This is a genomic window from Fodinibius sp., assembly GCF_034521915.1.
GTDB lineage: Bacteria > Bacteroidota > Rhodothermia > Balneolales > Balneolaceae > Fodinibius.
In genome coordinates this window covers 71,332-92,213 of record NZ_JAXHLU010000013.1, presented here as the reverse complement: position 1 = coordinate 92,213, position 20,882 = coordinate 71,332, and the positions used below count along the sequence as shown (strand labels likewise).

Below are 20,882 nucleotides of genomic sequence, written 5' to 3'. Positions count from 1 at the left end.
AGAAATCATTTTTAATTCATGAATGATAGAAGTATGTCTAAAAAAAGTATTCTGCTACTCATCGGTGTGTTTATTATCTCTTCCACTCAAATTATGGCTCAGAGTGCGGATGACGTGCTGCGATACAGTCTGGAATATCCATCCTATGATCCCGTTAGTTTGGTAACACCTGCAGTTAGCAATGCTACCGGATTCGGAGCCTATCAGGAAAACCCGGCATCGATGGCTTTGTTTGATGAAAGTTTTCTCTCAATGGGGTTAAGCAGTCGATTTCTTGACGAAACGGGTACCTATTTGGGCAATACTTCTAACTACTCCGACAATCAAACCGGTATAGGTGATTTGGGATTGGTGTATAAAGTACCCACTACCCGTGGTAGTTTGGTTGTGGGAGGCGGATACAGTCAAACAACGGATTTTAATCGTGCACTTTCGGCTTCCGGTAGAAATGAACGCTCTACCATCACTGATTTTTATAACACTACCAGTGATGACAGCCTCTTTTTTGCGGCCTTTGATGCCTATGCTGTCGATTTTGCTACCACGGATAGCTCCTACGCCGAGACTTCTTCCATTTTTCGAATTGGATTTCCGCAGTATCCCGGTATTAATCAGGATTTTGAATTAACCGAACGCGGAAAAACAGGCGAATACTCGCTTTTTTTAGCCACTGAATTTTTGGAGAATTTCTATGTTGGTGGTTCAATAGGGTATTACAGCGGGACATATACCTATCGAAGAGAATTCTTGGAATCAGATCGGCAGAATGATTACAATGCCACATTTATCGATTCGGACGGTGACGGTAATCCCGATACGGATATCGATAATATTTTAAGCGAAGATCGTATAGATGCAGAAATTCAGGCATTTAGTGCCCGACTGGGTATTATTTATGAACCAATACCCGATTTTAGACTGGCCGCCAGTTACGAATTCCCCTCTAAACTTTTTATTGATGAAGAGTTCAACACAATAATAACAAGCACTTTCGATAATACGATACAGTTTTCTGATGATGCACCCGGCGCATTTTCATACACTATAACACGTCCACAGCGAATTAAAGCGGGCCTAACATTTAAGGGGATTCCGAAGCTTACGCTATCGGGATCGGCCGAGGTTATAGCCTACTCGGATGCAGAAATTGATTTTGATGAGCTGGATCTCAATCCCCTTGAGAATGATATCAATAGTACCGTACGATCGGCATTTACGGATGTTATAAACCTGAGAGGCGGCTTGGAATATGAGACCAATAATTCCTTTACTACTCGGTTGGGATATGCTTATTTCCCCAGTCCGCAGGATGGTATTGATAGTGAGCGCCAATTTATCAGCGGTGGATTTAGTGCCGTTTTAACCAAAGGTCTTACATTCGATTTTGGCCTCCAATACAGTTTCTGGGATGATCAAAATGCGCTCTATTCTACGCCCGATGTTACTGAAGTCGTTCAGGAGCAGGTGACCCGACTTAATGTGATGGCCGGCCTTAGAATGACCTTGTAAGAATTTATTGGTTGTTGGCCTGCAATTTTGAACTAGCTGTAATATCAAACTTGGCCCAAACCGGCATGTGATCTGAAGTAGTAGTACCGTAATTTTCTATGTACGATCGAGGGTCGTGAATTAACGTGCTGTTTTGCATGTGCTCATCAAAAAGCTCATCACTGATCGTAATATGATCAATAAGATCTGTATACTCCTCAGGCACAGAGGCTGATTCGCCGGCATCAGAGAACTTTTTGGTAATTACATCAAAGTCATCTGTGTCATTCACAAACTGATAATACGGTGTTTGGGAATAGTTGTCAGGACTTTGCTCTTCATAATAAATTGATTCATCAACATCATCGTTGTAATCTCCTAACAGAATAATATTGGCATCCGGTTTATTATCCTTTAAGTAGTAATAAAGTCCCTCCGCAGCTTTTTGCCGACGTTCGTAGGCTTCAGCGTATTCCTCTGAACTGCTACCAGTATTGGCCTTTCCGTGAATTACTACTGCATAGAATTCCTGGGTAGTATTTTCATACGTGTAGTTAAAGCGAAAGAATAGGGGTGTTCGGCCACTGGCCCAATAGTAAGACCAATCACTTTGATAGGCTTCCCTTACATCTTTAATTGATCCGGCTTCAAGAGAGTCAATGGTATTAGTATTGTAAACAAAGGTCATATCCTGATTTCTTGGAACGTGATTGGCCGTAAAGCCACGGTATCCAGCCATATATTGTATAATATTGTCTAGTGCATCTTGGTTTGCCACTTCTTGAAAGGCATACAAATCGGCATTCAAAGAGTCTACAACTTCAACAACATTTTTTGTCTGTAGCTCTTCGTTTGAAGGGCCGTTGGATTCCGAACCATACCATTCAATATTCCAAGTTACCGTTTCAAGCACTCCATCGGGAGGTACTGGATCATTCTGTTCAATTTCTTCCTGTTCCTCCTCTTCATCGGGTTCTTCTTCGGGTTGATAGGGCGTGCCACATGATGCTAAAACAAACAGTAAGGCAGTAAGGAAATAGGGGAGTTTTTGAAATGAAAACTTCATTAACAGTTACTTATTGGTTTTGGGGTTAACGCTAAGTACGGGACTTTTTACATGTCGGGCAACATTTGCAGTGGTACTCCCCATCATAAGGTAGTCGATTCCGGTACGTCCCACCGTAGACATTACAATAAGATCGTGAGGATTCTCAAGGTTGTAATTAAGAATAGCCTCGTGCGGGGTGTCTTCTGACGTTATTAATTTAGTCTCCAGCAGATCGCCCAATTTGTGCATCTCTTCTTTGGCTAAAACTTTGAGCCGCTGTTCGCGCAATTGTTTCTTGGAATCATCAGGCTCGTCTTCGTGCTGAGGATCATACGCCATTACGTTAACCAGCTCCAGTTTGGCATTGGCTTTTTTAGCAATGTCCATAGCGACCGGGAAGGCTTCCTTTGAGTGATCAGAGAAATCTGTCGTCACCATTATGCGCTCTAAATTTGTAAGTTCCCGTTCTTCATTAACAATCAAAACAGGCACATGAGCTATTCGAAGAACCTTCTCGGAAACAGATCCCAGGAAAAACCGGGAAAATCCCGTTCGGCCGTGGGTAGTCATTACAATCATATCAAAATCTTCGGATTCCTCCACAATAGATTGGGCCGGATTGCCGATAGAAATCAATGGTTCAGTAACTAGTGAGGAATCAATTTCATCCTTGGCCAGTTCTGACAGTCGTTCGTGGAGTGCTTCCTCAATTTCATCAAAATCTTCCATCGTAGACGTTCCCATTCCAAACATGTAAGGACCACCATCAACCTCATTAAGTGGCAGGTAGGAGTGGAAAGGAGTGACGCTTCCATTAAATAGTTTTGCCAGTTTCTCGGCGGAATGTAGCGCTATTGAGCCAAGGTCAGAAAAGTCGAGCGGGACAAGTATTTTTATATTTTCCATGATGGTAGTATTTGATTAAATGCTTTATTTAAAATACAAAAATATCTTTTTATCTCAGAACCAGCCTTTCCGTTTAAAGTAGAAAATCATAATTACGGCAATTATTGCCATTACAGCCATCGCGGCGGGATACCCCCAATACCAACTGAGTTCCGGCATGTTATAGGGACTTGCTCCGGGATCAAAATTCATCCCATAAATTCCGGCAACAAATGTCAATGGAATAAAAATGGTGGCAATTATGGTGAGCACTTTCATTACCTCGTTCATTTTATTGCTCACGTGGGACATATACATATCATGCAGACCCAGAATCATGTCGCGGTAATTTTCGATGTTATCAATTACCTGAATCATGTGATCGTAAACATCACGGAGATATATTTTTGTGTTATCATGAATAAATTCAGATTCATCTCTGATAGCTGTATTGATGGCATCACGTAATGGCCAAACCGACTTTCGAAAGAAGATAATTTCACGCCTGATTTTATGTATCTCTGTCAACAGGTGATCCTCAGGGTCTTTAAGCAGTTCGTCTTCAAGTCGTTCAATATCTTCAGCTATGTGTTCTATGATATTGAAGTAATAATCCACAACAGCGTCAACCAAGGCATAGGTCAGATAGTCGGTACCGTGCTTTCGGATGCGTGATCCTTTTATTGCCAAGCGATTAATAATGGGCTTAAAATGATCAATATCAGTTTCCTGAAATGAAAGTACGTAATTTTTGCCAAGCACAATGCTGATTTGTTCAGCCTTAATTCTTTGTTCCTCTTGGGAATACGAAAGCAGACGAAGTACAAAAAAGATACAATTATCGTAGACTTCTACCTTGGGGCGTTGCGCCGTGTGAACGATATCTTCTTGAATGAGTGGATGCAGATTAAAGAAATTCCAGATCGATTTCAGTTTCTCAGTGTCATGTAGGCCTCGTACCTGCACCCAGGTTTTTGAAGGAGCATCTAAATAAGGTTGGACTTTTTGAATTTTATTAATTGGAATCTCATCAATCTGTTCTTCATCGTAATCATGAACGGTGATTTTGATTTCATCCATGTGCCGTTCACCAATATGCTCAATGGTCCCCGGCGCCGTTCCCGGCTTTTTACGATGCCCTGCTTTGCGAAATCGTATGCTTGGCAGCATATTTGTAATCTTACCCGAAGTAGCCATATCAATAGATGTTTTGTTTAAACAGTGGCAATAATATGGTTAAGCTGCAATCTTAATACAAATTGTAAAAGAATTTGCGATTAATTTATAAATGTTCCGAACTGTTTCTTTTTCTTAGAATCCAATGGATAATAGGAGGAGCAATAAATAAAGCCACAACGATGTTGCCTGTGTACTGATAGATTAGAATAGACACTAAAATACATACCAGCAGTATGATGAGGGAGATCAAATTTGTTTTCTGTTTGATATCCATCGTTTTACGTAGCTTCCATGCGTAAGACTTCGAGAGGAGTTTTTTTGTAGACGATTCGGCTGTTAAACATACCAATTAAAATGGTAAGTCCGGTAACGATTAACGTGCCCAGAATTATAACCCAGAGGTTGGGTACAAAAGTGATATCAAAATAGAAGTAGCCTAATAGCCATGTAGCACCTACTGAAAGAATAAGTCCTGTAAGTGCAGATAGAATACCCAGAAATAGATATTCTACTGATAGTATTTGGATGATCTGTTTTTTGCTGGCTCCGAGAGTCCTTAGCAATACACTTTCTTTAATACGCTGGAATCGGCTGGTAGCTACAGAGCTGGCAAGGACGATAAGTCCGGTAATAATACTGAACAGCGCCATAAACTGTACAGCAAACGAAATTTTATCGATAAACTGATTGATGGTCTCAAGGATGCGACTCACATCAATAGCTGAAACATTGGGATATTTCTGAACTACCGATTGTTGAATAGAAGCCGAAATATCTTGGTTGGGAGCCCGAGAAACGGTGACATAAATTTGGGGCGCAGGTTCTAAAACACCTGTGGGGAAGAGCATGAAAAAGTTGGGTTGCACGCGCTGGAAATCTACCTCTCGAATACTTCCTACATAAGCTTCCACGGGTACTCCTTGTACATCAAATGTAAGCGAATCGCCAATTTCTAAGTTGAGATCCTCGGAAATTTCTTTGGCTGCTGATACGGGAACGCGCCCGGTATCGGGGGCTTGTCCAATCCATTCGCCTTTGAGTATTGTTTCGGAATCAATTAGGCTGTCGCGATAGGTGGATCGATACTCTCTTTGCAGTGCCCAGCCGCGGACGTTATTGGTGCTGTCGTCATCAATTTCCTGAGTGCTGCGTCCACGAAGTGAATCCAGTCGCATGGTTACCATGGGCACATTTTGAAGAATGGGTACATTGTTTTCTTCAAGCAGTTGATTAAGGCCCTCGTTTTGATCGGGTTGGATATCAAAGAAAATGAGGTTGGGAGCATCATCGCGGGTGGCAAAATCGAGTTCCTCCATCAGCATATCCTGACTAAAGTAGAGCGTGCTTACCAGCAGCATACCCAATCCCAAAGAAAGCATAAGCGTGGTTGTTTGGTTGTGAGGGCGGTATAAATTCGCCAATCCCTGCCGCCAGACATATGACCAGTGAGAGGGAAAGAATCGGTGAATAAGCTTGATCAATAATTTTGCGACCAGCCAGAGTAATCCGAAAGAGATAATCATCCCGGCAGTAAATAATCCGCCTATAATCCAATCGGATGTAAGCAGGGTAGCATATCCCATAACAACAAGCGCTATAGCTACGTAAATAATTGTTTTTGTCTTGTTTGAGAGCAGTTCTGTAATTGATCCCTCCATCGTGCGCAGAGCATACAGCGGAGAAGCCTTACGGAGCGCCAGAAGCGGCAGAAGGGCGAAAGCAAGGGCAACACCAGTACCGGTAAAGAGTCCGAGTCCAATAGCCAACCAAGAGGTAGTTAGTTCTACATTAACCGGCAGAAAATCACTAAATAATCCTGGTAATAAATATTGAACACCTACTCCGATTATCGTGCCTGCAAGGGCTCCCAGGAATCCCAAAACAATGGATTGAATCAGAAAGATACTCATCGTCTGATTAGAGGAAGCTCCAAAACATCGAAGAACAGAAGCCGTGCTGATCTTTTGATTGATATACACATGGATGGAACTTGCCACACCTATCCCACCCAGCAGCAGGGCGATAAAGCCAACGAGATTGAGGAATTTGCCAAGATTACCAACCGCCTCACCGATTTCTTCACGCCGTTCTTCTACGGTTTCCGTGTCGATATCAATGCCGAGAGCATCTTGCAGCGAGTCGACGCGTGCTTCGATGGCCTTCATATCCCGTTCATCGGCAAAACTAAAGTACTGCTTATATTCCACACGACTGCCGCGCTGTACAAGATTTGTAGCCTCCAGCATTGAAGCGGGAATAAATACGCGGGGACCTACCATTGCTGCGGCCGCGGCCTCTCCGGGGACTTTGGTAATTCCACCTCCAATAGTAAATGTAACTTCTCCGACTTTGATGGAATCACCAACCCCAATATTAAATTGGGTCAACAGCGCCTGATCGACGAGGGCAGTGGTATCCGTTTTGAACGTTTGGGCTGCTTCTTTTGGGATGGTTTCGAGTGCCCCGTAAAAGGGAAAATTCCCTTCCAGCGCGCGGACGTTAGCCAGTCGCGTACTCCCGTTTTGTGGAAACAAAACCATGGATGGAAATTCCGTAATGGTGGATTGTTCGCCGCCCAAGGTATCAAAATAGGCGGTAAGCGTATCGGGCGGAGGCTGCTCGGTTTCAATTTTGAGGTCGGCTCCCAGTAGTTCTTTCGACTGATTATTGATCGTATTATTGAGGCTGTCACGAAACGAAGTAATTGCTACCTGTGCCGCCACGCCGATAATGATGGCAGAAATGTAAACGAACAATCGCTTTTTATTGGATCGGGCATCGCGCCAGGCCATCTTCCATGACCATTTAGAAAAGAATGATGACATAAATCTGATATCTAAAAACTCTTATTGAACCTGTTCTGCAGTTGGTTTGTCAATCCATTCGTCTTTGTGGATCTGACCATTTTTTAACCGGATGATACGCTGACACTGCTCGGCCAGTGATAAATCATGCGTTACCAAAACAAGAGTAGTGCCGCGGGCTTTATTGAGATCGAAGAGCAATTCTTCGATAGTGCCCCCTGTTTCGGAGTCAAGGTTTCCGGTGGGTTCATCTGCAAAAAGAATCTTTGGTTTATTGATGAATGCTCTTGCAATAGCAACGCGCTGCTGTTCGCCACCTGAAAGTTGAGCAGGATAGTGACTCATCCGATCAGCAAGCCCAACTTGTGTAAGTAATTCTTCGGCATTTCGTTTTACCTCGGATGTTTTTACTCCTCGGAGTTCAAGCGGAACCATTACGTTTTCTAAAGCGGTAAGGGTGGGCACCAGTTGAAAGGTTTGAAAAACAAATCCCACGTGTTTATTGCGAACCTCGGCGCGTTGGTCTTCATTTAACGGGCCTAATTTTACACCATTGAGTGTTACTTCTCCGGTTGTTGGACGATCGAGCCCTGCACAAAGTCCTAGCAAGGTCGTTTTTCCGCTGCCGGATGGTCCCACGATAGAACAAGTGGTACCTTCTTCTACTGAAAAGTCGACGTGATCGAGAACGGTTAATTTTTTATCGCCACTTCTAAATTGTTGAGTAAGATTTGTAACTTCCAGAATTGGATCTAAAGCCATAAAAATAATATCATAATTGAATTATGGGTAGTAACATCTACCAACGGGTGAATCATTCCGTAAAGGAAAGCGTTTCCCAACCTAAATGAAAATGCTATAACAATAATTTACGCTTACTGATTAATGAAACGGATTTTGACGGCTATTGTTTTGATTTTTTTACTTCCGATGTTGCTCTTAGGACAGGAATCCCAAAAACGCATACTTTTCTTTGGTGATAGTATTACTGCAGGATATGGAGTAGGAGAAGAAAATGCTTTTCCGGCCTTTATTCAGCAGAAGATTGATTCACTGGGTTGGAATTTCAAAGCGGTTAATGGGGGATCGAGCGGTGAAACCTCAGCCGGCGGTTTATCCCGAATCGATTGGATGTTGCGTCAGCCGGTATCTGTTTTTGTGCTTGAGCTGGGTGGCAATGACGGACTTCGGGGCATTGATTTGAATACAACGAAGAAAAATTTGCAGAATATTATTGATAGGGTAGAAGCCAAGTATCCGGATGCGAGAATTATTATTACTGGCATGCAGGTACCGCCTAATTTAGGTCCCGACTACACCACTAAGTTTAAGGAGATATATCCCGACTTGGCTAAAGAAAATAATGCCGAACTAATTCCTTATTTTTTAGATGAACTGGGGGGTAATTCGGAATTAATGCAGTCTGATGGAATTCATCCGACAGAAGCAGGACACAGGTTGTTGGCTGAGAAAACGTGGAAGGTGTTAAAACCGATATTGAAATCTAAAAGAGCAGAAAACCATACTAATTAAAAGTATTCACTATTATTATGCGCAGAATAAAAGGGATTTTCTTAATTGTCACCTTACTTTTTTTATTCGGATTTACGGAACAAGCCCAAGCTCAGGAGCTTGATTATGAACCAAAAATATTGCTGGTAACCGCCCATCCCGATGATGATGCCCTTTTTGCGGCCACGGTTTTCAAGACTACGCATTTGCTGGATGGCGTCGTAGATCTCGCAATTATGACTAACGGTGAAGGAGGATATAAGTACTCAACCCTGGGAAATTATATTTATAACCGTGAACTTGATAAAGAGGAGGTAGGCCGCGAGTATCTGCCAAGTATCCGTAAACGGGAATTGATGGCCGGCGGTAAAATCGTGGGAATGCGCAACTACTTCTTTTTTGATCAGACTGATTTCGAGTATTCGAAAGATGTTGAGCCGGCCATGCAGCGATGGAATACGGACTGGATTAAGCAACGACTGGAAAAAATTCTGAAGGAGGAACAGTACGACTTTGTATTTACTATGATTCCTTCGAAAACCACACATGGACACCATAAAGCCTCTGCAATTTTGGCTTTGCAAGTGATACAAGATCTTCCCGAAGAAGAACGCCCCCTTGTTTTTGCTACAACCATTACTGATTCATTGGGAGAGAAAACTAACTATTCCCAGTTGGAGGGTTATCCGATTTCCAGGCTGATGGAAGGACAGGAGCCGATGGAGTTTGATCGTACGCAAAAGTTCGGATTTGATAATCGGCTGGATTACAAGATTATTGGTAACTGGGTGATTGCCGAGCACAAATCGCAGGGAACTATGCAGCTGTTGATGGGACGTGGTAATGTGGAACAGTATTGGCCGTATGCTATTAATGACAAAGAAGATCTAACAAAAGCGAAAGATTTTTTTGAGGCCGTTAATGAGGTACCGATTTACAGAAATCCCAATGTAGACTTTCGGAATTAAAAAAGGGATGCCGACATTTAGAGCAATGGCATCCCTTACTTTAGAAATCATTTCTTGAATTTATAAGTTACCGACACATTTGCCGAAACACTTACTGTCTGGTCAAATTCTAACAGACTGCTATCAGAAGCTTTACTGGCAGCCATTTCCATCATTGGACGGGGCGGGCGACTACTATATGAATGGCTGATATTTTTGATTCCTGAAATTGTTACACCCGTTTCTTTGGCAATAATTTCTGCTTTTTCACGTGCAATTTTTAATGCTTTTTTAAGGGCTTCATCTTCACCTTTCTCAGATTCGCTGGATGTAAAATTACCGCTGAATTCATCAAAATTATTTTCAATAAGCGTGATCTGGATTTGTTCGTAGATATCAAAATTATCAAGCGTTACAATAACGTTTTGACGCGTTTGAATACGTTTCTCTTCTTTATTTCTATATGAACCATTGTAGCTTTTATTGATGGAGATAGGTTCAAACTTTAAGTCTTCATCTTTTATGTCATGCTTTTTTAGCTGCCGGACCAAAACGTTCTCTCTTTCCTTGTGAAGATCATACGCTTCCTGTGGGGTATCACCTTCAGCATTCAGGTTGATTTGAAAAGCAATTTTATCTGCAGGAACCAGCACCTGCGCAGCGGCATTTATCGATATTTCGTTCTGAGCTTGTCCCGCTGCTGTAAAAATGAAAAGTGAAAGAAAAAGGGTAAGGGCTCTCATAGAATAAATGATTTAGTTGAAATTAAGTGGATTAATCACACAAGACAGATTGCAGTTTATCTTCGGAAATATTCGCACCACAAACAATAATAACGGTGGTTTGATCTGCGAAACGTTCAGGCTGCTTTAGTAAACTTGCAATAGCCACTCCCGCTGATCCTTCGATTAATTTGCTGTGGTGCTTGATCATAGAACGGATACTGTCGGCAATTTCGTCTTCAGAAATTAAAACAAAATCATCTACCAGCTTTTTGCACAACTCAAAAGTGATAGAATCGCGTTCAAATCCACCGGCCGAACCGTCCGAAAGGGTTGGCTTGGATTCCACTTCGCGATATTCTCCGGCACGCACGCTTGCGCTCATCTCCGGTGAGTTTTCTGGCTGACATCCAATGATATTTGTTTGTGATGATTGCTCTTTTACATAAGCACCTATACCCGAAATTAAACCTCCGCCACCCACTGTAGCTAAAATGTTATCGGGTTTTGAAATAGCATTCAATATTTCTATCCCTATGGTTCCCTGTCCCGCAATAATTTGTGAATCATTATAGGGTGATACGTAGATCCATCCGTTTTCCTCTGCTGTTTTACGGGCGTACATTTCGGTTGTATAGGGATCATCTCCGTGGAATTCGATTTCCACATCAAAAGCCTTGATAGATTCTACCTTAGATACAACCGCATTATGAGGAAGAAAGACCTTTCCCTTAATACCCAGTAGATCACAAGCACGGGCAAACCCAAGTCCATGATTTCCCGTTGAAGCAGTAACGGGCAGACTGTCAAGATTTTGTTCCTGTATCCATTTGAGCTTGTTTAAACTGCCACGCGCTTTAAAAGATCCGGTAATTTGTTCGCTTTCAAGCTTCAGGTAGACATCACCATTGCAGTGATTACTCAGCCAATTTGTATAGATCAATGGCGTTTGAAAAATATCATCCCGGATTCGCTTGTGAGCTTGTTCAATTTCTTTGAGTAGCTCCATTCTAATTACTGTAGTTTAGGTAAAATTGATGGCAGCATTTTCGACACCCATAGCTGGTACATCTTTCCTGAAGGATGTAAGTCATCACTGGCTGTTAGTTCCGGATTATCTAGTGCTTTTTCAGAAATGGGGGTGATGTCGATAAATGTTATTTCGTACTCTTGCGCAATGGATTCGGCGGTCTCGTTATACTGCTTTAGTTCTTGCCGTATTTGCTCAGGATTACGAATTTGTCCAAATGGAGTGGCTCCATAATTGGGGATTGAAACCACAAACACATCCGCCGTATCATCTCCAGCAAAAGTAATAGCCTGCGAAAGCAACTCTTCAAACTCCTGTTCAAACTGTTCAAAATTCAAGCCTTGATACTGGTTATTAACGCCTATAAGCAGGGAAACGAGATCGTAGTTAGATTGGGGATTCTCTTCGTCAATCGCTTGTTGTAAGTCAGCAGTAGTCCAGCCTGTTTCGGCAATAATATCAGGAGGCGATACAGAATAGCCGTGCTGGCGGAGAGAATCAGCAAGCTGAACAGGCCAGCGCTCCTCTTCATCTACGCTTTCGCCAATTGTATAAGAATCACCCAGAGCCAAGAAGCTAATTTCTTGATAGGTAATTTCTTGGTCTGAAACGGTAGATTTTGATTTCTCCTGACATCCACTGAGCAAAACTGTGCTCAGTAGTATCACAAAATAGCACAATAGTCGTATATGTTTAATAATCATAAAGTGATCGTTCGTAATTTTTGGTTGTGTGGCTTAGGTAGGTAATCCTTCCATTTCCATAATTTTAAGGGCGTTGGTAGAAGGACAGGGACCGGGTTTCAGTTTGTATTCAAAACTCATCTTGTTGCCTTCAATGGTTTCTGCAAAGTGCCAGTTACTGAGTTCGGGGATGGACTCTTCCAGTTGGGCCAGCTCCAGATCGTGCGTGGAAACAAGCCCCACTCCGTTTTTCCCCGCCACATTTTTCAGAAATGCCTCGCTACCCTGGAGGCGCTCTCGGTTGTTGGTACCACGGTAGATCTCATCCACCGTAAAAAATACCGGGGTATCATGATCGTCATTAAGCATATCAAGTAATTCCCGCAGGCGTTTTACTTCTGCATAAAAATGAGACAGTCCATTGTCCAGCGAGTCGGTTACATTGATGCTGCTATAAATCCGAAAAGGAATCGTAGAAAATTCCGAGGCATTAACGGGAGCCCCTGCAAAGCACATTGCCAGATTGATACCCATGGTCCGCAAAAATGTGCTTTTACCGGCCATGTTGGAGCCGGTGATCAACAGAATATCCCCTTTTGAATCGATGGAAATATCATTGGTTACTTTTTCTTCATGGGAAATGAGCGGATGACCCAGATCAGTTGCGGAAAAAGGGGTGGAGGATTGAACATTAGGCAAAGAAAAATGATACTGGGGATTTAACCACGCAAAATTGGCCATTGAGCAAAAAGCCTCAAGCTGATAGAAATGTGTAAGCCATTCGTCCAGTTTTGGGGCGAGCTCTTTTTTATAGGTGCTAAGTTTTTGAGAAAAGTAGAGATCCCACGGCACCAAAAAATTGAGCAGCACCCAGACAATTTCACTCTGTTGAGAGGAAGCCGCTCCGGCAATACGAATAATTCCATTTACATATTTTGATGGGGAATAATCACTGCTCCAATAGGGTTCACAGAATACCTTTAGCTGTTTATTAGTTTGGTAATTGTAATTTTCCAGGAAGTGTAATACGGGATTGAAGCGACTAAGCTGTTTTTCAATTTGATGCGCTTCATTATATAGCCCGGATATCTTTTCACTGTTAAAGTTGTAAATCACCAAGTATGCCACAAAGCTGATGATAACATATGGAGCAACAGTTCCCATAAGATAGAGCACCAGCAGCACGATATTGAGAGCCGATAGTCCTCCCAGTATTGTTAGAGGAAGCGTATAGTTGACCACTTTAGAATTCCTTAGATAGTCGAGCAGCTCATCGAGATTCCAGTCAGTTTCGAGTTCCTGTTTGCTGTTGAGTTCTGCCAGAAGATGTAATTTATCCCGGAACTGTGGTTTTGAGGTAAGTTCTCGAACAATTTCCTGACGCTGTTTGATATCATCAATGGAAGGTTCGCGGGTTAGCAGAAAGTTGGCCAATGTATCGGTACTGCCTTGGTATGTAGAGGTATCAATAAGTTGGAGCAGGGAATGGTTGCCAATAATATCGAGGTCGTTGGCAAAGGGATGATCTTCGTAATTTGAGGTGGTTTCTCGTTCTGGAATATTCTTGCCACGTTAACTGCTGGCGGGCCAGGTGATTTTCCCGAATCGACTTCCAAATTTTAAACTCTTCTTTGGACTGCTCTATTTTATTGTGAATTTTTACCAACCGGCTAAATCCAAATAGAAAGCCCACCAGCATTATCCAGAAAAGCCATTCCGGTCCCCATTTTCCGGCAGTATAAACCAGCGTAAGCCCACCCACAAAGCCGAAAAGTCGGCCCATTGAAAGGCGACTACTTAGCTTATCAAGGGAAGCAATGTTATCGGATAAACGGCGAACTTGATTTTTGAGCGCGTTTGCTAACGACTGTCGGGAGTAGTTCTGCATAAAAAGGTTTATTGGGATAAATAATACTATGCCAAAGGATAGAGAAAGCAGCGAAAAGATGCAGATAGAAATTAGAAGTGTAATTTAAAATTGGCCAAGTAATAATTTTTTTATAAATTCAATTAAAGATAAAAAGATCTTTTAATCTTGTTAGGTGGTATATCAAAATAATAAAACCCATAATAATTATGAGCATTTTACAAAAAATAGGTACGATAGTGTTGGTAACGGCCCTTTCAATGGCATTAATTTCATGTGGTAATACCGAAGAAAAATCCAATAACACTACCAGTCAGAATCGAACAGCATCTGCATCTACAACGGGACAGGCCGGAGTAGTGGATAATGAGTCTAAGGCACACATCTTGCGAATTGCTAAAGAATCCCCTGATCACACCATTTTGGCTAAAGCGATAGAGGCAGCCGGTATCCAAAATATATTGGTTAATCCGGGACCATTAACGGTTTTTGCTCCAACTGATGAAGCTTTTAAGGCTTTGCCAGAAGGTACGCTCGATGAGTTGATGAAGCCCGAAAACAAATCGAAGTTGGCTAAGATTTTAACCTCCCATGCATCTCCTGCTTCGCTGGATCAAGATCAATTGGCAAGCGGCATGAATGTGTATCTGGCTACCGGACAGTATGTTCAGTCGGAAAAGAAGGATGATGCCGTGTATGTCAACGGCGCCAAAATTTTAGGTACCGTTGACGCATCAAATGGCTATGTTCATGTTGTTGACAAGGTATTCTTGGTGGCAAACTAAACAAGCCTGTTGTAAGATGAGTGGTAAAGTTCGGTAGCTTTCTAAGTTGCCGGACTTTACTTTTTGCATCCATTTCTGGTTTAAAGAAATCCTAAAATAAAAAAGGCTCTTATCGGAATGCATTAAGCAATTCCAATAAGAGCCAATAGTATCACAAATAAAACACTTCGTCAGATAACGGTGATTTATTTGGCAGCCAGTTTTTGAAGGGTATCAACTAATTTATTTACCTTCGCCGTTTGGCTGGATCTTGATGCTTGGCTATCCATATCATCAGCTAACCCATTAAGGATTTTTTGTTGTTTGGCTCCTGAGGCCTTTTCAGCTGTTGCAAGTTGCTTTCTGGCGTTAGTTATCTGATCCATGGATAGTCCTTCGCCGCGTTCAAGTTGGTCTACATAAGCTTTTGCAAGAGCAAAAGTGGCAGGCCAGTCGTATTTCGGCTGTCCCTGTGGATTAAGTTGTTCAAACGTAACGGTATTGGCAGCTGCAATCTCATTCTTGGTGAGATATGGACTGGGTTCCAGTTTAAAGATATCCAGTCCGCGGGCAATTTCAGAGTTCACAATAACGCCGTTGTACCAATATACCGACCAGCTTCCGCCCATTTGAAAACGGGTAGAGTCGATGGGACCACGATCGTGGTAAGCAATTTCAACGGGATTATTGGGATCGGTCCAGTCGAAAATGGAGATGCCGCCCTGATACCAGGATTGCACCATAATATCGCGATCGGGTACCGGTATCAGCGAACCGTTGTGGGCTACGCAGTTTTCTTGTGGTGTCTGGGGCGCAGGCAACTTATAGTAACTTTGGAAATCCATCTCATTGTTTTCGTCAATAGTGAATATGGCATTTGCGCCCCATTCCATTGGGTCTTTTTCGCGGCACTTCGGTTGAGTACCGCCGCCCCATTCATCCGTAAACAAAACTTGGTCGCCTTCATTGTTGAAGGTAGCAGAGTGCCAATATGCAAAATTGGAATCCGCAACAGCATCAACGCGCTTAGGATTAGCGGGATCTTCAATATTCAAAAGAAGGCCGTATCCTTCACAAGCTCCGCCGGCCAATCCAATTTCCGGATATAGCGTAATATCGTGACACTGATTTGGACCGCGATTGGCCATGAGATCTTCTTCCTCGTCATCATTACCGCCAAAGCGTTCTTCAATCATCTTGCCAATATTTTCGCGCAACATAGCACTGTCTTGTGCGGTGGGTTCACCAGTGCCGCCGCGTTGCTTTACGACCTGTGCAAGCATCTGTTGAACATAGCGATCAGGAATGATACGGGGTTGACCAAAAATTTCAGCCACAAATGCTCCTTCTTCTTTTGCTTTCTCAATTTGTTCTTTATCAGCAGGAGACATTCCGTGAGTGGGTGCTTCAGTAAGATCCTTAAAAATGCGCGGAGAGTTAACAATTTTAGCATTTTCGGGATTGTCCAAAGGAACCTGAATTACTTCGATTCGGAATAGGGCTGAGTTTGGATCCTCGGAGGGAGGAGCCGAAGAACAACCCGGCAATTCTTCATCGGGACGTACCGGAGCTGATCCGGAAACATAAACATAGACGTTTTCATCATCCTGTGGATCGTCTAAAACCGAATGTGTGTGCGAGCCTCTGCAGGTTTGTACATTGGAAACGTATTCAGGATTTTCGATGTCACTGATATCAAAAATTCGAATTCCGCGCAATCGTTCGTCGCTTGCTTTCTTATCAACTCCTTCTGTACCGCAATCGAGGCGTCCGCCAAGTCCTTCGCCGGATACAAAGAGAAGGTCACCATAAACGGATACGTCACTTTGAGAAGCCGGGCAAAGGAAATCAACGACCAGACTTGGATTTGAAGGATTAGATATGTCCCAAACCATAAAGCCGTTATAATTTCCCTGGATAGCATAATTACCTTTAAATGCCAGGTCAGAGTTTGTTGAGCCAATAAAATCTTTAGGCGGCGGAGTGGTCGAAAGCATCTCGAGATTCCAGATGGCCTCTTCGGCATCGAATAATCCCGCTTTGAGTCCTACGCGAGGATCAGGAGATGGAGGTGTTACATTATCCAGCGATTTTATATTGGGTGTTTCGATGGATTGTTCTTGCTGATTTTCTGTTACCGATGATGAAGAGGAACAGGCATAAGTGCCGAATAGAGCTACTATGAATAATAGCCCCAGCCAGCGCTTGTTTGCTCCGGCTAATCCGGTGACAGAAATGAAGCGGTTGTACAATGAGTTCATAAAGATAGTTTTAAGTTAAAAGTAAAGCGTTGTTAATGTGTTATCCTGATTCGGTAAGCTGATCGAGCATTTGCTGCATGCGATCAATTTCGGTGCGTTGATCTACCTGTATATCGGATGCCAACCGAAATGCTTGTTCGTCTTGGGCAGCTCCATCGGTATTGAACAGGTTTTCGACCATATATACGGCTCCGGAATGATGCTCAATCATGTATTTAAGAAATAGTTGATTAAACTCTTTGCCTTGTGCTGCAGCAAGATCTTCGATTTTTTCTTGCGATAAGACACCACGCATTTTTTTATACATGGTATAGGGTTTACCGTTGAGCTCTATCATTAAGTTAAGTCCTTCAATTTCAATATTAGGCACGGGCTGATCTCGGTCACGAAGCCACTGCTGCATAGATTTTATTTCATCTTGCTGAGCATTAATGATGCGTGCGGCCAGTCGCTGTATTTCGGGACTGGCGCCATTTTTAGGGGCTAAGCGGGACATGACGAGTGCCTGAGCATGGTGGGCAATCATTCCTGTCATAAATTTTACATCGGCTTCTGTGAACGATGTTCGGGCACTCTCGATACGATCCCAGTAAAGTTCTTCAAGCTCTGATTTATCAGCTGAGTTGTCAGAAGATTCTGTTGCTGTTTTTTCGGTGTGTTGGCAAGCTATGGTTCCTGTTATGACAAAAAATACGAGGAATAATTTCAAAACTTTCAAATTCTTGAGGCTTTTAAATTTTATACAGAGAATGTCCTAGTTCTTAATGCACAAATTGTGAATGATGAACATTATAATTGCAAATTTACAAAAATACTAATGCGATTATTTTAAAAAATGCAAATTAATATACCTTGACCCAGTTACTGGAGTAATCAATTATCTGTTTTTGGTATAGTTTTTTTGTCAGAAATTAGACGCAGAAAAATCTATTTAAGTTTCAGAAAAGGAGGAGAAATAAGTTGTGAAAAAACACAGGAAATGGAAAAAAGAGCCCGAATCGAATAAAAAGATCTCAGATTGGTTTTATTATTTTAGAACATCTGAGGTTATGCGGATATTATTTATTAGAAGAGAAATTACCTTTTTGTAATATCAACGATACGGATGATAGGTCCTACCATTCTGATGCTTACTTTATTTTCTTCTACATTGGCAGCAACGGTAACTTCGAGTCCATCTTTCTGAAATTCAGAGGGCAGATTGGTGGGTTCGTAGGTTTCTTCATTCGTTTCTAATGCCCAAAAGCCGCCTTCAATTTCCATATAGGTTACCTCTCCTTCGAAGTATAGCTCGGCATCCTGCGAAGATTTTAGGTCATTGCATTGCGTTATTGTAACTGCAATTAATAAAATAAACAGGAGCTGTTTTATCTGACGCATCGCTAAATGATTTGTTTTTGATTCTTTTTAATCCTAAAAAAGCTTAGCGCTTTTATCAAATTTAGTGTGATTATGTGATGATATATGGGATAAGGCGTATATAAATAAGTTAGGCCGGAATTTTATTCAAATTCCGGCCTTTAGAAATGAGTAAGGAACTGAATATTAATTATCCACTTCGAGTCCTCTGCGTTTCAACAGATGTTTGACATCCGGTTCCTGACCGCGATACTCTTTATAGAGCTCCATCGCTTCATCGCTGCCGCCCTGAGAAAGAATATACTCACGGAATCGGTTCCCGTTTTCTCTTTCCAATCCGCCTTGCTCCATCATAAAAGCAAAGGCATCAGCGGCAAGTACTTCGCTCCAGATATAGGCGTAGTAATTGGCCGCATATCCGCCAGAAAAAATATGGGCAAAATAAGGCGATTTGTATCGTGGTGGAATCGCTTTGACATCGAGGTTGTATTTTGCAAGAGCATTGTTTTCAAATGCCTGTACATCTTGTGGGATCTCATCTTGACCCAGCAGGTGCCATTCCATATCGAGCATCGTTGCCGCCAAGTATTCCTGGGTATCAAATCCTTGGTTGAAATTACTCGCTTCAATCACTTTGTCGAGTAGATCTTGGGGAATTTGCTCTCCTGTTTCGTAGTGGATGGCATAATTTTCGAGTACTTCCGGTTGTATCGCCCAGTCCTCTTCAAATGTTGATGGAAATTCTACAAAATCACGTGGAACAGATGTACCTGATTGTGATGGATATTTTACATCGGAGAAAAGTCCGTGCACGGCGTGTCCCATTTCATGGAACATAGTTGTAACGTTATCAAAACTGATAAGTGCAGGTTCTCCTTCAGCGGGAGGGGGAATGTTCATTACGTTGACAATCACCGGCTTTTTGTCAAGCAGATGTGATTGTGAGACGAATGAGTTCATCCAGGCTCCACCGCGTTTTGAATCGCGCTCAAAATAATCGGCATAAAATAGTCCGATTTGTTCGCCGTTTTCATCATATACATTAAATGTGCGAACATCTTCATGATAGACCGGGAGGTCATTTCGTTCTTCGAAGGTGATGCCGAACAGTTTTTCCATGGTATGAAATACACCGTCTTTTAACACCCGGTCAAGCTCAAAATAGGGGCGTACTTCCGACTCATCTATATTGTATTCTGCCTCGCGAACTTTTTCAGCGTAGTAATTCCAGTCCCACGGTTGGACTTCTTCATCAATACCATCTTTTCGCATCATTTCTGTGATGGCATCGGCTTCATTTTGTGAGTTTTGGATTACCGGTGGGATAAGATCTGTAAGCATATCCAGTGCGGCATCTGGTGTTTTAGCCGTTTGGGGATCCAGTTTATATGCTGCAAAGTTTTCGTATCCTAATAAGTTTGCTTTTTCAGCGCGTAGCTTGGCAAGCTCAAGAATAATGGGTCGATTGTCGATTCCGTCATCTTGTCCAATGCCGCGATAGGCAGAGGCTTTCCACACGCGTTCTCGCAGATCGCGATTATTTAGACTCTTTAAAATGGGGACGCGGGTGGTATTCGTGATAGTGAGTAGATACTTACCGTCTTCACCACGCTCCTCAGCAGCTTCCTGGGCTGCTGAAATACGATCTTCACTGAGTCCGTCAAGCTTATCAACGTCCTCAACTAAGACGGCACGTTCTTGGGTTATCTGCAGCAGGTTATCCTGGAATTGAGTCGTAAGTGAAGAAACACGCTCGTTGATTTCACGCATCCGCTCTTTTTCTTCTTCCGAAAGTTCGGCTCCCGCGCGGACGAATTCGCGATGGGTATCTTCCAGCAGTTTTAATGAGGCTTCATCCAGCTCAAGTTCATCGCGTTTTTGGTAAAGGGTTTTTACACGATCGAAAAGATTGGCATTTAGCAGAATGTCATCAGAATGGGCAGCCAGTTTAGGGGCCATTTCTGATTGTATTTCCTGGATTTGGTCATTGGTATGGGCCGAGGTAAGGTTATAAAAGACAGAGCTTGTTCGCCGAAGGAGTGCTCCGCTTTTTTCCATTGCTACAATGGTATTTTCAAATGTTGGAGGCTCGGGATTGGTAGCAATGGTTTCTATTTCTTCCAGTTCTCGCTTCATGCCTTCTTCAAAAGCCGGGCGATAATGCTCAACTTTTATGGCATCAAAATTAGGCGCTTCATAGGGAAGGGAGCTGGCAGAAAATAAAGGATTGTTATTCATCGAATCTGTTTTACTGTTGGATTGATCGCAGGAAGACAGCATAAGGCTGAATGCCAGCGATAATATTAAAAACTGTAGAATTTTCATTGTACAAA

At 42.5% G+C, this 20,882-nt stretch carries 18 protein-coding genes; 4 read left to right on the top strand and 14 right to left on the bottom strand.

Features of this window, described 5'->3' with window-relative positions; genetic code table 11:
* The first annotated feature begins 33 nt into the window (after window positions 1-33).
* Window positions 34-1,509, top strand: a complete 1,476-nt coding sequence (locus U5J89_RS08680) for an OmpP1/FadL family transporter (protein WP_322575222.1) — start codon at window positions 34-36, stop codon at window positions 1,507-1,509.
* 4 nt (window positions 1,510-1,513) lie between these two features.
* Here the strand turns inward: U5J89_RS08680 and U5J89_RS08675 are convergent, their stop codons facing one another.
* The 5 genes from U5J89_RS08675 to U5J89_RS08655 all read right to left on the bottom strand — a co-directional run bounded on the left by U5J89_RS08675 (window position 1,514) and on the right by U5J89_RS08655 (window position 8,166).
* The gene (locus U5J89_RS08675; RefSeq protein WP_322575221.1) at window positions 1,514-2,554 is read right to left on the bottom strand and encodes an endonuclease/exonuclease/phosphatase family protein; all 1,041 of its coding nucleotides are present in this window, start codon (window positions 2,552-2,554) and stop codon (window positions 1,514-1,516) included.
* A gap of 6 nt (window positions 2,555-2,560) precedes the next feature.
* The gene (locus tag U5J89_RS08670; RefSeq protein WP_322575220.1) at window positions 2,561-3,442 is read right to left on the bottom strand and encodes a universal stress protein; all 882 of its coding nucleotides are present in this window, start codon (window positions 3,440-3,442) and stop codon (window positions 2,561-2,563) included.
* Between the two features lie 54 nt (window positions 3,443-3,496).
* The gene (gene corA / locus U5J89_RS08665; protein ID WP_322575219.1) at window positions 3,497-4,618 is read right to left on the bottom strand and encodes a magnesium/cobalt transporter CorA; all 1,122 of its coding nucleotides are present in this window, start codon (window positions 4,616-4,618) and stop codon (window positions 3,497-3,499) included.
* Window positions 4,619-4,878: 260 nt separating this feature from the next.
* Entirely contained in the window at window positions 4,879-7,425 is a 2,547-nt protein-coding gene (locus U5J89_RS08660) for an ABC transporter permease (protein ID WP_322575218.1), read from the bottom strand.
* 21 nt (window positions 7,426-7,446) lie between these two features.
* Entirely contained in the window at window positions 7,447-8,166 is a 720-nt protein-coding gene (locus U5J89_RS08655; RefSeq protein WP_322575217.1) for an ABC transporter ATP-binding protein, read from the bottom strand.
* Between the two features lie 123 nt (window positions 8,167-8,289).
* Here U5J89_RS08655 and U5J89_RS08650 point away from each other — a divergent pair, with 123 nt between their 5' ends.
* The gene (locus U5J89_RS08650; protein ID WP_322575216.1) at window positions 8,290-8,937 is read left to right on the top strand and encodes an arylesterase; all 648 of its coding nucleotides are present in this window, start codon (window positions 8,290-8,292) and stop codon (window positions 8,935-8,937) included.
* 17 nt (window positions 8,938-8,954) lie between these two features.
* Entirely contained in the window at window positions 8,955-9,884 is a 930-nt protein-coding gene (locus U5J89_RS08645) for a PIG-L family deacetylase (protein WP_322575215.1), read from the top strand.
* 47 nt (window positions 9,885-9,931) lie between these two features.
* Here the strand turns inward: U5J89_RS08645 and U5J89_RS08640 are convergent, their stop codons facing one another.
* Genes U5J89_RS08640 through U5J89_RS08620 form a run of 5 tightly spaced genes read right to left on the bottom strand, consistent with a single transcriptional unit; the run spans window position 9,932 to window position 14,186 of the window.
* Window positions 9,932-10,606: an SIMPL domain-containing protein gene (locus tag U5J89_RS08640; protein ID WP_322575214.1), complete on the bottom strand. Its 675-nt coding sequence runs from the start codon at window positions 10,604-10,606 to the stop codon at window positions 9,932-9,934.
* 31 nt (window positions 10,607-10,637) lie between these two features.
* Window positions 10,638-11,594 carry a threonine/serine dehydratase gene (locus tag U5J89_RS08635; protein ID WP_322575213.1) on the bottom strand — a complete coding sequence of 319 codons (957 nt, stop codon included), beginning with the start codon at window positions 11,592-11,594 and terminating at the stop codon, window positions 10,638-10,640.
* Between the two features lie 5 nt (window positions 11,595-11,599).
* On the bottom strand, window positions 11,600-12,319 hold the full coding sequence (locus tag U5J89_RS08630) for an SGNH/GDSL hydrolase family protein (protein ID WP_322575212.1): 720 nt from the start codon (window positions 12,317-12,319) through the stop codon (window positions 11,600-11,602).
* 33 nt (window positions 12,320-12,352) lie between these two features.
* Window positions 12,353-13,732, bottom strand: a complete 1,380-nt coding sequence (locus tag U5J89_RS08625; protein ID WP_322575211.1) for a MutS family DNA mismatch repair protein — start codon at window positions 13,730-13,732, stop codon at window positions 12,353-12,355.
* A 31-nt stretch (window positions 13,733-13,763) separates the two neighbouring features.
* Window positions 13,764-14,186: a hypothetical protein gene (locus U5J89_RS08620; protein ID WP_322575210.1), complete on the bottom strand. Its 423-nt coding sequence runs from the start codon at window positions 14,184-14,186 to the stop codon at window positions 13,764-13,766.
* 188 nt (window positions 14,187-14,374) lie between these two features.
* Here U5J89_RS08620 and U5J89_RS08615 point away from each other — a divergent pair, with 188 nt between their 5' ends.
* Complete coding sequence (locus U5J89_RS08615) at window positions 14,375-14,950, top strand: fasciclin domain-containing protein (protein ID WP_322575209.1); 576 nt, start codon at window positions 14,375-14,377, stop codon at window positions 14,948-14,950.
* Between the two features lie 185 nt (window positions 14,951-15,135).
* On the opposite strand, the gene U5J89_RS08610 is transcribed toward U5J89_RS08615, so the two are convergent.
* The 4 genes from U5J89_RS08610 to U5J89_RS08595 all read right to left on the bottom strand — a co-directional run bounded on the left by U5J89_RS08610 (window position 15,136) and on the right by U5J89_RS08595 (window position 20,874).
* On the bottom strand, window positions 15,136-17,190 hold the full coding sequence (locus U5J89_RS08610; protein ID WP_322575208.1) for a hypothetical protein: 2,055 nt from the start codon (window positions 17,188-17,190) through the stop codon (window positions 15,136-15,138).
* Between the two features lie 40 nt (window positions 17,191-17,230).
* Window positions 17,231-17,899 carry a DUF305 domain-containing protein gene (locus tag U5J89_RS08605; RefSeq protein WP_322575207.1) on the bottom strand — a complete coding sequence of 223 codons (669 nt, stop codon included), beginning with the start codon at window positions 17,897-17,899 and terminating at the stop codon, window positions 17,231-17,233.
* A 368-nt stretch (window positions 17,900-18,267) separates the two neighbouring features.
* Entirely contained in the window at window positions 18,268-18,570 is a 303-nt protein-coding gene (locus tag U5J89_RS08600; protein WP_322575206.1) for a hypothetical protein, read from the bottom strand.
* A 165-nt stretch (window positions 18,571-18,735) separates the two neighbouring features.
* Window positions 18,736-20,874, bottom strand: coding sequence for a M3 family metallopeptidase (locus tag U5J89_RS08595; protein WP_322575205.1), 2,139 nt, complete (start codon window positions 20,872-20,874; stop codon window positions 18,736-18,738).
* Between the last annotated feature and the right edge of the window lie 8 nt (window positions 20,875-20,882).